This window comes from Okeania sp. SIO2F4 (assembly GCF_010672385.1).
In the GTDB taxonomy this organism is placed as follows: domain Bacteria; phylum Cyanobacteriota; class Cyanobacteriia; order Cyanobacteriales; family Microcoleaceae; genus Trichodesmium.
The window spans coordinates 1-11,941 of record NZ_JAAHGT010000212.1 but is presented as its reverse complement, the minus strand read 5'-3'; the positions used below and the strand labels follow the sequence as shown (position 1 = coordinate 11,941).

The following is an 11,941-nucleotide window of genomic DNA, read 5'->3' as shown; positions in this document are numbered from 1 at the left end:
AATTCGATCTAGCCAGTAAAACTTATACACAAAACTATTACTTTGCTTACGTCATTTCAGTTATCAGTTAGCCTCCTGCGGAGGAACTTCATTAACAATACCTCCGGCTGAAGCTAGAGTCTTGAAATACTGAAGTTTAGTTTTTTCATACCCTTTTAAGGGGATGCTTGAGACCTTATTTTTGGGCTTAACTCTGATTTTATCAGTAAATAGTCTCCTCATGCTATACTAATTTCATAAAATATTACTACAGTCATGAAATAAAGGACAAAAAATAGGGATAGAGTAGTATATTGAAAAGCTAATTTTTTCAAATTTATATGTGTTGTAAAGTCTTAGGTTAAAGGCAGGACTTACAGTTTTTTAAATAACTAATTTTGTAAATTTAGTTTTAAATAAAAAGCTTATTTTTATCTGATAAAAAAAGTAATTTTGAAAAAAATAATTATATTTTCGTAGCCTCCTAATTCAGATTTGAGTAATTGAAAACTGTTAACTGATAAGTGCATAAGTATGCATTAATTACACATCTTATTTACCGAATAATTAATAATTAAATAATTAAATAATTCAGCTTTGTTAGCCTCCCCTTGGATAGGGGAAAAAGCGGTCGTTTCGCTGGGCGACATGAATGCGGAGCATGACCTAGGATGGGATGCTGAGGAAACCTAGCTATATCCAATCTCCCTTTGAGAAATAAATTTTTTCCCTACCGCGTCAATCCTCTCCCTAAAAGGGAGAGGTAATTATCCATTATCCATTATAAACTATCCATTATCCATTAATGAATCCCTATTCCCTCTCTCAAAACTGAAATGAAAATGATTAAATTTATCTGGAAAAAAATCCTTAAACCATTTCTAAATATATTTCTTAAACCTAACTGTCCTCTTTGTCAGCGATCGGCAGATAGAGAGTTGTGTCAATATTGCGAAAAACAAGTTTGGCGCTGTCAGTTTCCTGGTGGGGGAGAAATATTTCCTGGAGAAGTACCTGTATTTATTTGGGGTCAATATAAAGATAGTCTCAAACGAGCGATCGCTGCTATGAAATATGAAGATAACCCCCAAATAGCAAGACCTCTGGGATATTGGTTAGCGGATGGCTGGTTAGCTTCGAGCGTGACAACCCTTGACAAAGTGGTAGTTGTACCCATTCCCATGCACAAAAAAAAGCAGAGGGAACGAGGTTTTAATCAGGCGGAACTATTGGCCAATAGTTTTTGTGAGGCGACAGGTTTGCAGATGCGGCGAAATGCTTTGGCAAGGGTGAAACAGACTCAGGCATTATTTGGTTTGTCTCGTGGGGAGAGGTTGGAGACGGTGAAGGATGCTTTTGTGGTGGGGAAAGATTTGCGTAACCGTCGTCCCCGTGCCTCTGTTTTGTTGGTGGATGATATTTATACAACTGGTGCAACGGTGAATTCTGCCATAGAAGTTTTGGAGAAAGGAGGTATTAGGGTAGTGGGAGTATTAGCGATCGCGACTACGAAAAAACCTAGTGCTAAGAAACCACGGTTAAAAAGTCAGAAAGTGGTGAAAAAATCTAAGTCTCAAAAGTAGGAAGGAGATTAATAAATAGGGTTGGTTTATAACAGTTTATATTGCTCAATATTATTCTAGTTAATTTTTTTTATTAAGATGATTTGAAGGAAAGATATGAATATTTGTGTTATAACAATATTTTGAAATTTTTAGGGTGAAATCATCTTTTGAGAAAGCGCTCAATATTTTCAAAGATTGAACAATTTTAGAATATAAACTATTGGATTTGTCTTACTAAAACTACTAATAAAAAATTTATGAATTCAATAAACTTGGTTTTTTTCTTGATTTGGGGTTTGGCTGGAGTATTTTTCTTTTTTGCCTTCTTGATTATTTGGCACAAACGTCGTTACGAACTCCAACCTTACTTTAGTTATGGGTTATTAACTGGAGGTATTCTTTTTGGTATGCAACTGTTGTCTATTTTCTTAGATATCGATCTAAAAAGCTTATCATTAGCCAAAGTTTTTGGAATTATTATTCGGCTATTAATTGATTCTTTTAAAATGATGATTTTTACAACAGTTGGAATAGACTATGCTACCAAACTTGCCTATCCGCTCTATATAAAAACTCATTTTTCTACAAGGAAAGTTAAAGACCATTTACTGAAACTTTCCCAATTGATAATTCCTACTTTGGCTGTTACAGCATTCTGCATACTATACTCTATTATTTTGTTTAAGTTTACTAACCCTGAACTTGCCTCCTCGATGAGAAAATTATTTGAGAGCGACATGACTAGAGAGAATTATTCTGCTGCTAATTTTGTATTTTTCCTCGTTGCTGCTTTTAGTGAAGAAATTACTTATCGCTTAGGAATCCAAAACTATCTAGCAATACATCTGAACTGGCGACATTCTCGCTACTGGTTAGCAATTTTAGTGACTTCAATACTTTGGACTATTATACATACAGATACTCTTCATCCCAACTGGGTAAAGTTTGCTCAAATTTTTCCAATTGGTTTATTATTAGGTTGGCTTTTTCGTAAATACGGTATTATAAGTTGCATCCTAGCTCATGGTTTATTTAACGTAATTATACCATTGTTATTAGTGATAGAAAATTATACTATTGATACCATTGTTTTTAATTATTAAGAAATACAATTGTCGGTTGGGTTGAGGTAACAAAACCTAACATTTCTATGGTATTTTTTATGAAACCTAATTTTGAATAAATGACTAAAGCTGAATTAAAAGCTTACGTTTTAGAACACCGAGACGATATCGAAGCAATTCGGTTTCTTTTTCGTATTCCACCGGGAGTAAAAGTTAAACGATATCCTCCTGTTTGTACTGAAGAAGGTGTACCAATTGCAGAAAATATCCGCATTATGGAACAGGCAATTCAGGAGAGAGTGGCGCGAGATAATGGTTAGAGCGATCGCTCTAAATGTAGGTTGGGTTGAGACAACGAAACCCAACACCATCTTGGTTTATGAACACTACCTTGGTTTTTTGGGTTGAGGAACCCCGAAACCCAACACCATCTTGGTTTGTCAACAATATCTTGGTTTGTCAACAATATCTTGGTTTGTTGGGTTGCGCTGCCGCTTAACCCAACCTACGTTTTATTCTTTGCCAATGTTACTATCAAAAATAAGCCTTTCTGAAGCACCCCATACTTGCTCATAAATTCCCGCTTTTACATAACGATGAAAACTAGAATATTCCCAATCTTTCGGAGCAGTTACTAATCCATGATGCACTGGATTATAATGAATATATTCGAGATGATTAGCAAAATCTGAATCGTCTCGAATTTGATGCTCCCAAAACCTGCGTTGCCAAACCGTTTTTTCCTTTTTATCTTGTCGAGATGTTGAAATTTTTTCTTGATATTGAGAATAGGATTTACGGCTAAAATAACTTTTAATTAATCGCCAACGAGTCGAAAAATTTGCATCATTTTCAGGTAATCTCCAAAGAGAATGGAGATGGTTTGGCAAGATGACAATAGCATCTATTTTAAATGGATGTTTTTCCATAACATATCGAAAAGCTTTTCTTAGTAAATCTAGATTTTCGGGTTCGCATAAAATTTTCTGGCGGTTGTATGTTACTACTGTGAAAAAATAAGTTGCTCCTGGTGTTTTTGCCCGACGATATTCCATAATATTTTGTAGGTTGGGTTGAGGAACGAAACCCAACATAATATGTTTTTGTTGGGTTTGACTTCATTATACTCAATCTATTTCTTGCCTGATTATCTGGGTTTGTGTTGGGTTCGCTTGTGAAAAAATAAGTTGCTCCTGGTGTTTTTGCCCGACGATATTCCATAATATTTTGTAGGTTGGGTTGAGGAATGAAACCCAACATAATATGTTTTTGTTGGGTTTGACTTCATTATACTCAATCTATTTCTTGCCTGATTATCTGGGTTTGTGTTGGGTTCGCTTGTGAAAAAATAAGTTGCTCCTGGTGTTTTTGCCCGACGATATTCCATAATATTTTGTAGGTTGGGTTGAGGAATGAAACCCAACATAATATGTTTTTGTTGGGTTTGACTTCATTATACTCAATCTATTTCTTGCCTGATTATCTGGGTTTTGGTTGGGTTCGCTGTCGCTTAACCCAACCTACTTGTTACACGATCTGGGTTTTGGTTGGGTTGCGCTGTCGCTTAACCCAACCTACTCACACCTTCAATTTCCTCATCCGCTATCTCATACAACTCCCGCAACTTCTGCAACTTCTCCTCATCTGTTTGCCAAAAACCACGTCCGTTCGCTTCCAACATCCGCCCAATAATATTCCGAAACGCTTCCGGGTTTGCTTCCCGCAATTTCCGCGCCATCTCTGCATCCAAAGCATAAGTTTCGGCAGCACCGTCATAAACCCAATTATCAGCAAAATTAGCGGTACCACCCCAACCTATCAATGCGGTCATCCGTTGGGAAATCTCGTAAGCTCCTCCACTACCTTGATTTGCCATTGCTTCTGCCCACTTTGGATTCAATAATTTGGTGCGATATTCCATCCGCAATAAGTCTTCCAATTTTCGGGGGGTGGTATCCTTGGAAAAACTTTCGACGAAACTCGCGCTTACTTTTTTACCCCGTTGTTTTTCTGCTGCTAACTTCAACCCACCAGTATTCGCATAATATTCCTGAATATCTGTCAACCCATACTCCACCGAGTCAATTTCTTGGACGATGCGATCGCAACCTTTTAACAACTCCTGCAAAATTTCTGGTCGTGCTTGACCTTTATCCTGACGACCGTAACTAAAGACATTTCGCCCTTGCCAAGTATCGCCCAACTCATCCCCAGACTCCCAGTTACCATCCACTACTCGGTCGTTTACCAAAGAACCAAAATCACCAGCGGGATTGGAAAATAACCGTGCCGAAACATTTTCTATACCTTGCGCTTGTAATGCTAAAGCGTGTTTGCGGATAAAATTTTGTTCTACGGGTTCGTCTGTAGTTGCTGCTCGTTGGAATAGATCGTCTAATAATTCGATAATATTGACAAAACTATCTCGGAAAATTCCCGATAAATTTCCTAAGATATCGATGCGAGGATGACCGACTTCAGCTAAACTTTTTAATTCATAACGAACGATACGACCTGTACCTTCTTTTACTGGTTCAGCTCCTACTAATTCTAATAAAATTCCGATTGATTCACCACGGGTTTTAATAGCATCTAATCCCCATAACATTACTGCCACAGTTTCGGGATAATTATTATTTTCTTCGAGATGTTGAGCAATAATTTTCCGAGCAATTTCTCGCCCTCTTTCATAAGCAGCGGGAGAAGGCATTCGATAGGGATCTAAAGCATGAATATTTCGACCTGTTGGTAAAACTCCGGCACCATCTCGTAATAAATCTCCTCCCGGAGCAGCGGGAATATATTCTCCATTTAAGCCACGCAAAAGATTAGTCAATTCATCAGTATTTTGCATCAACAAATCCCGAACATTTCCCACACTTTCTTTAACCTCATCATCCGTATATCCGTGCCCAAAATCCGAGTCTAACTCTCCGATTTCTTCCCCAAAATAAGCCTCCAAATAAGATTTTAATTCCTCCTGATTCGGCACTTCTCCCAAAGTATGCAAACCAGAAGAAAATAATCTTTGTTCCACAACCTGCAAATATTCGTAAATTTCGACAAAATAGGGATTAACCACATCTGCACTAAACATTCGCGCATTTTCTGCAGTAAATTCAATTCCTAATTTTTTGCCATACTCAAACGGACAATCAGAATTTAAACCACTATCAAAAATTTTCTTAAAAATCGGTTCGCGCAACCCCGAATTTTTCTGGGGGTCTTCCCGGTATTCAGAAATTAACTCTCGCAAACTAACCAATTCTTTATACAAACCTGCCCGACTGTATGGAGGAATATTATGAGAAATTAAAACTCCATAACCGCGACGTTTTGCCAACATAGATTCTGAAGGATTATTAGCAGCATATATATATAGATGTGGCATATTTCCTAACAGAATATCTGACCAAGAATAGCCAGTATTTCCCAGAGGTGAACCGGGCAACCATTCCACAGTTCCGTGCATTCCAAAGTGAACAACTGCATCAGCTTTAAATTCATTTTGGAGCCATTTATAAAAAGCTGCATATTGGGGATGGGGGGTTAAATCTCTTTCAAACATTAAGCGCATTGGGTCGCCAGAAATTCCGAGGGGCGGTTGTACGCCAAGCCAAATATTTCCTAATTGAATTCCGCCAATATGAAAATTTTCACCATCAGTTTTTATGCCTGTTCGGGTGAGATTACCCCATTGTTTTTCTATGCGAGTTGTTGATAGATAACCTAACCATTTTTCGAGACTTTTAATATTAACTTGGTTGCTATCCCCCCTGGTTCCGGGAAGGTCTTGGTTTCGATCCCCCCTCATTCCCCCCTTAAAAAGGGGGGAGGAAGAGGAAGTGTTTTCATCCTTGGGAAGGGGAGAGGAATAAGAATAAATTTCGTCTGCTTCTTTAATTTGACGAATAAGTTCTTCTCCATCTTCGGGAATTTCTCCAACGTCGTAACCTTGGTCTTTCAGAGCGTGGAGAAATTTCAGGAGAGAACGCGGCACATTTAATAAAGCTGCTGTACCTGTGGCGCCATAACCAGGAGGAAAACCATAGAGAATAACAGCAATTTTTCTTTCTGCGGGGGGTGTATGACGCAGTTTTATCCAATTTTTGACTCTACCCGTAAGACGTTTTACCCGTTCGGGAATCAAATAAATATCTTCTCCCACTAAACCACCCAGGGGAACAGGGTCGATCGCTCCATCTAATTCTGGCAGTGCATATAAAACCACGCTTTGCAAACCGCCAACACCTTGGCGCGTCCAAGAATGGATATCTTGAATGAGTAGGGGTGCTGCGACAAAGTAGGGAACATTTTTTGCCGTGAGAATGCGTTGGGAAACTTCCACTTGTCGCCCTGCTTCCATGGAACCCGCAGGACCCCCCACCAAGGGAAAACCAATAGTTGAAACGACTGCATCGACTTCCACTGCTTCGGGAGAAAGGGAAAGTATTGGTTTAACAGAATCTAACTTTTGATTTTTGACTTTTGACTTTAAATCTAGTGAGGGCGAATGCCATTCGCCCCTACATATCTCGTTTTCAACGTTAATTTGCGTAAGTCCTGTTTCAACAGAATCATATTTTTGACTTTTGAATTTTGACTTTTGAATTTTATCTAACTTCTGACTTCTGACTTCTGACTTCTGACTTTCCCACGCGCTCGTCATCCAATCTCTGACAGCGACATGACCTTCGACTCCGTTGATAAATACGGGTAGAGGTGTTAAACCTGCTGCTTCAAATTTGCGGATAAGTTTGGGAATGTATGGTTGTTTGGTAATGACGTGCTTGCGGTAGAGCAAAATTCCAACAACGGGAGTGGGAGAAGTTTGCTTCTGTTGGCGATACCATTCCAGATATTTTCGGGGAGACTCAAAATAACCCTGATAGTCTGGATGCAGCAAACCCATATTCGGAGTTTCCACTGGTGGGGGTATTTCCCCAACTTTTAAATCTAAATATTTTTCTGCCAACACCCAACACATGGCAGCCACATTTTCTGTACCACCAGCATTCCAATAACCGTAAATTATCAACCAGTTGCGCAGGTCTTGCACTTTTTTGACTGGTACAAACTTTAGTAATTTCGGACCTGTTTTCAGGAAACTGATATAACCAGCAAGTTTATCTTCCTCTCTCCCACTGGAAAATTTGCTGAGAATAAATTTGACTGGTTTTGGCATTCCTTTCGGTTGGTCGCCAATAATAAATTTTCCCAATTTTGTTAATGCCATCAATTCTAGTGCTGACTCAAAAACGAGACGGATGGGAATATGTTGTACTCTTTCGCGCAACCATAAAACTTGGTCGTAGTCGAAAAGGAGACTGCCGAAAAACACATCAGCATTTTCCAGAGCAGTGGCGACAGTTTCTGGTTGTTGGGAAAGAGCGCGATCGCTAAATACTTGGATATCTAAATCTGGACATCGGGAAATTGCTAGTTGAGCTGCTTGGCGATATAGTCCGGTGTTAAATGATTCAAAACCAGCGATTAAGACAATACGTTTCATGGCCTAATTTTAATAGAAAGTTACTATACTATTAGGGTAGCGAAAAAAGACTAATTATTGTCACTATGTTTTAGGATTGCTATATTATTTTCATAAGTGATGATTTTTTTCAATCTTTAAGAATATTATAAACGTAGATAAAAATGATGATTACTATTAATTTAAAACCGGAAATTGAAGCTCATGTTCGAGAAAAAGCTAAGTCACAAGACTTATCAATTGAAAAATTTATTGAAAATTTAATAGAAAAAGAAATTATTGATTTTCGAGGCGATCGGCAATCTGAAGTGTCTGTTGACGAGTGGGAAAACAAATTATTCAAGTTCATTAATTCTCCTATTAATTATCGTCTCTATCCTCTACCGGATGAAGCAATTAGTAGGGAAAATATTTATACAAGGGAAGATGAAAATTTATGACTTACAAGAGTTTAACTTCTGACTTCTGACTTCTAACTTCTGACTTCAACTTTATCCCTGCTCATAAATTACCTCCGCTGTCTTGAGAATTTCCTGGCGACGAATCCAATTTTCACTATTTTCAATAGATTCTTTTACGGCAAGATCAACTTCACGCCCGATACTTGCTTCTAATTCATGTTTGATTTTGGCAAGAGTTAATAATCCCTGGCGAGCGTTGGGTGCAAAGCGAATGAGAATATCAATATCACTATCGGCGTGAAAGCGGTCGCTTAAAACCGATCCAAATAAAGCCATTTCTGTAATATTCCAACGTTGGCAAAATTGAGCAATTTCTTCTGTCGATATGCCCAAACGTTTTTGTAATTGAGGATTTAATTTTAGTAGCATTTTTTCTCAAAAGAAGTAATAGATAGATAGAATTTCTGCTATTATTGAATCATACACTAAATATAGCACTGATAAATCTTAATTAATTAAAAATATGTCTACTATTTATAGATTAAAAGCCAGCCAACTCAACCATAAATTCCTAGAAGCACTCAAAGCAAAATTTGGAGATAAAGAAATTGAAATTATTGTTTCTTAAGTTGACGAAACAGGTTACTTATTTAAAAGTGAAGCTAACAAAAATAGACTGTTAAATGCTGTCAAAAATGTCGACGATCAAACCAATTTAATTGAATTTTCATTAGAGGAAAAGTAACTGATGATGAAATTATTATTATTGCCTGTAAATACCATTATGACTAATGAAAAAATAACTTAATTTCTAAGCTTCTAATATTTCTCGTCTCAACCATTTAATAATAGTATCTATTAAATTGGGATTTTGGGGTGAAATAGATTCTATATTGTCACATTTTTGGTCTGAGATGAGACAGATGGAACTGCCAAGGGTGCTTAAGGTAGTGAGAAATATTTCGCTGAATGAGCGATCGCTTTTGGATGTGTAAAATATTAGTGCTATTTGTTTGTCTAATTTTTTCAGATTGAGTCGCCAGTAGGTTTTGAGGGATGACATTGTAGTGGGGGTTGGTGTTATTTCTGGGCAACCTTTTTCTATCATTTCAATATAGATATCTGGGGCGGGGTTATCTGGGTTAGTAAAGTTTGCTCCGTCGATACAGATAGGAATAATGGTTTGGTTGAAGTCGGGGTTATTGGCGAGATGTTGGCGGAGAGTAGTGGGAAGTTGGGTAAAGTTGAGGTGTTGAATAGTTGACTTTGGTTCGTTCCAAATATTGTAAAAGTCAGGATAGTTTATATGTTGAGAGCAATACCAAAATAATTGATAGTAAGCATCAAAACGCCAAAAATTATCTGATACATTTTTTTGTGAATAGCTATTTTTTAAAGAGGTTAGTAATTCTTCCTTATTCTCATTTTCGTACATCATAGCTAAACCTAAAGTTGCTTCCTCAACAAGTTTTTCACTATCGGAATTTTCGATTTTATCTAAAAGTGGCAATGTAAATTGTTTAGCAATACTTTTAATTTCGACTATAGAATGAATTAATTGACCATAAAATTTTCCTTCATATTTATTAAGTAAATCAAGAATAAAGCCTGTTGCTTTTGGATAAAAATTACTTAGATAGATTAACCGATCCAATCCCATTACAAAAACTTTTTCATCTGTTGTTCTTTTTATTCTATAAATTAGTGCTTTAATAATCTTTTTATTAACTTTCTTAATTCCCAGCAAGCAAGAAATTACTTCAATTCGATCCGCTTTATCTGTAGATTTTTTTATTAATTTAGCCAAAGTATTTAATGCCAATGAATTACCAGGCTCAAAAATAGCTAAACTGCTTGCTAGCATGACTAAACTAATTTCTTCCTTTGAATTCAGCAATAAATTTTTAACTAATTTTACTATGGTAGGTATTCTTGAATCAGTAACTTTTATTTTTCTTAATTCCCAAGCTGATAGTGCTTGAGTTAATTCACAATCGGAATTAGTTAATATATTGAATAAAGTATCAATAGCATATTGATTACTTGAATCTATTTTAATTAAGTCTCCTGCAATTTGTAGTGAAGTCAACTGGCTCTCGGACTTATTAATAAATTCAACCATTTTTTTAATAACTATAGGGTTTGATTTACCTAAACTTGATATTTTTTGTGCAGCTATCCTACAAGTATTTACGTCATCAGTCTCTTCAATTAAATTCAGGATATTTTGGCTAAAATCTATGTTCAAATTCTTTTCCAAGCAATAAAAAATTATCCATTCTAAGTTATAATGTCTTTTTTGTTTGCTTTGTTTTATAGAAGAAATTGCTGCTTTTATAAAGGCTTTCTTTCCTCGTTTATTTGTAATTAATTTATCAAATAGTTTAAATTGCGTTTTAGTCGGCTCAGAGTTAAAAATTAAATCAACCAAAGTTTTAATAGCAACTGAATTATTGGCATCAACTTCTAGTAAATATATAGCAGCTTGACTATATATATATTCTTCTTCAGAATTTTCAATTGTATCCATTAATATATTTATAGCTATTTGATTTCCGGGGTCAACTTTTCCTAAACTACCTGCTGCGACAGAACGAGTATATGGGTGCTGAGATTTTTCAACTACATTCGTTAAAACACTAATAATACTTGAATTTTTTTGTTTTAACTTTCCTAAAATCATTGCTGCATAATACCAAACTAATTCATGTTCAGAATTATTAATTATCTTCACTAATTTATCGGCAACTTTTTGAGGATTTATTTGACATATAGTCTGTTCAGCAAGATTTGAAATAGGTGAAGGAAATTTTTCACGCTCGCCAACTAAATATCGATACTGAAAACCTATATCAATAGTAGTTAAAATAATCTCATCTGCTAACTCAAACTCTCTATAATAATCAGTTCCTAAAACAGCTAAAACATAAGCCCGATACCCATAAATATTGAGACATCCATCCTCGAAATTAATTAGTGCTTTAAGTAGACTATCTTTTTCTTGAATATCTAAATTATCTCTTCCCAACCATAGCAAAAATACTTCTTTCCACTGTGACTCAAAAATTCGGTATTTTTTTCCAGGAACAGGTTTATCTACATGACCGCGAGGTATAAAAAAGTCCCAATCATCAATTGCTAATGCTGCAAAATATTCTTGAAAAGATGAATCAAAAAACCCATAAACAAATTCACCTGTTTTAACTTCTCGGTCTACTAAAACTAACAAATCCAAATCTAAAGCCCAATTAAACAATTTATCATTCTGAAATTCTTTATGAACTAAACTTTCAGACAACCGAAACCTTTCCGAACTATCTAAACCAGCTAAAGCCACCCTACCCAAAGCTTGATGAAGTTCATTTTTTAAATTAGGCTTAACATTCCAATTAATATCTATTTTTTCCGGCTTCCACTCATAAAAATACCGGATAAACTGTA

General features: G+C 36.1%; 10 protein-coding genes. 4 read left to right on the top strand and 6 right to left on the bottom strand.

The annotated features are described in order from the left end of the window. Nucleotides 1–815: 815 nt before the first annotated feature. The 3 genes from F6K22_RS15365 (at nucleotide 816) to F6K22_RS15355 (ending at nucleotide 2,928) form a co-directional block, all read left to right on the top strand. Nucleotides 816–1,562, top strand: coding sequence for a ComF family protein (locus F6K22_RS15365; RefSeq protein WP_363273630.1), 747 nt, complete (start codon nucleotides 816–818; stop codon nucleotides 1,560–1,562). A 239-nt stretch (nucleotides 1,563–1,801) separates the two neighbouring features. Further along, nucleotides 1,802–2,647, top strand: a complete 846-nt coding sequence (locus tag F6K22_RS15360) for a CPBP family intramembrane glutamic endopeptidase (RefSeq protein WP_293099224.1) — start codon at nucleotides 1,802–1,804, stop codon at nucleotides 2,645–2,647. Between the two features lie 80 nt (nucleotides 2,648–2,727). Next, on the top strand, nucleotides 2,728–2,928 hold the full coding sequence (locus F6K22_RS15355) for a DUF6887 family protein (RefSeq protein WP_293099222.1): 201 nt from the start codon (nucleotides 2,728–2,730) through the stop codon (nucleotides 2,926–2,928). On the opposite strand, the gene F6K22_RS15350 is transcribed toward F6K22_RS15355, so the two are convergent. The 4 genes from F6K22_RS15350 to bchH form a co-directional block, all read right to left on the bottom strand. Continuing rightward, nucleotides 2,925–3,074 (bottom strand): hypothetical protein, encoded by a 150-nt coding sequence (locus F6K22_RS15350; RefSeq protein WP_293099219.1) that lies wholly within the window; start codon nucleotides 3,072–3,074, stop codon nucleotides 2,925–2,927. The genes F6K22_RS15355 and F6K22_RS15350 overlap by 4 nt on opposite strands. Nucleotides 3,075–3,120: 46 nt before the next feature. Continuing rightward, complete coding sequence (locus F6K22_RS15345) at nucleotides 3,121–3,702, bottom strand: REP-associated tyrosine transposase (RefSeq protein ID WP_293099217.1); 582 nt, start codon at nucleotides 3,700–3,702, stop codon at nucleotides 3,121–3,123. A 53-nt stretch (nucleotides 3,703–3,755) separates the two neighbouring features. Beyond that, nucleotides 3,756–4,034 (bottom strand): hypothetical protein, encoded by a 279-nt coding sequence (locus F6K22_RS15340; protein WP_293099215.1) that lies wholly within the window; start codon nucleotides 4,032–4,034, stop codon nucleotides 3,756–3,758. A gap of 138 nt (nucleotides 4,035–4,172) precedes the next feature. Further along, complete coding sequence (gene bchH / locus F6K22_RS15335) at nucleotides 4,173–8,120, bottom strand: magnesium chelatase subunit H (RefSeq protein WP_293099213.1); 3,948 nt, start codon at nucleotides 8,118–8,120, stop codon at nucleotides 4,173–4,175. A 143-nt stretch (nucleotides 8,121–8,263) separates the two neighbouring features. Between bchH and F6K22_RS15330 the strand changes: the two genes are divergently transcribed. Then, nucleotides 8,264–8,539, top strand: a complete 276-nt coding sequence (locus F6K22_RS15330; RefSeq protein WP_293099211.1) for a hypothetical protein — start codon at nucleotides 8,264–8,266, stop codon at nucleotides 8,537–8,539. A gap of 51 nt (nucleotides 8,540–8,590) precedes the next feature. Here the strand turns inward: F6K22_RS15330 and F6K22_RS15325 are convergent, their stop codons facing one another. Together F6K22_RS15325 and F6K22_RS15320 are read right to left on the bottom strand one after the other, a co-directional pair. Next, entirely contained in the window at nucleotides 8,591–8,929 is a 339-nt protein-coding gene (locus tag F6K22_RS15325) for a nucleotidyltransferase family protein (protein ID WP_293099208.1), read from the bottom strand. A gap of 382 nt (nucleotides 8,930–9,311) precedes the next feature. Next, a partial coding sequence (locus F6K22_RS15320) for a HEAT repeat domain-containing protein (protein ID WP_293099205.1) occupies nucleotides 9,312–11,941 on the bottom strand: 2,630 nt, incomplete at its 5' end.

Coding starts and splice junctions, on each gene's coding strand:
- F6K22_RS15355 (WP_293099222.1), top strand. CDS start 2,728: ATGACTAAAGCTGAATTAAAAGCTTACGTTTTAGAACACCGAGACGAT.
- F6K22_RS15345 (WP_293099217.1), bottom strand. CDS start 3,702: ATGTTGGGTTTCGTTCCTCAACCCAACCTACAAAATATTATGGAATAT.
- F6K22_RS15325 (WP_293099208.1), bottom strand. CDS start 8,929: ATGCTACTAAAATTAAATCCTCAATTACAAAAACGTTTGGGCATATCG.
- F6K22_RS15360 (WP_293099224.1), top strand. CDS start 1,802: ATGAATTCAATAAACTTGGTTTTTTTCTTGATTTGGGGTTTGGCTGGA.
- bchH (WP_293099213.1), bottom strand. CDS start 8,120: ATGAAACGTATTGTCTTAATCGCTGGTTTTGAATCATTTAACACCGGA.
- F6K22_RS15365 (WP_363273630.1), top strand. CDS start 816: ATGAAAATGATTAAATTTATCTGGAAAAAAATCCTTAAACCATTTCTA.
- F6K22_RS15330 (WP_293099211.1), top strand. CDS start 8,264: ATGATGATTACTATTAATTTAAAACCGGAAATTGAAGCTCATGTTCGA.
- F6K22_RS15340 (WP_293099215.1), bottom strand. CDS start 4,034: ATGTTGGGTTTCATTCCTCAACCCAACCTACAAAATATTATGGAATAT.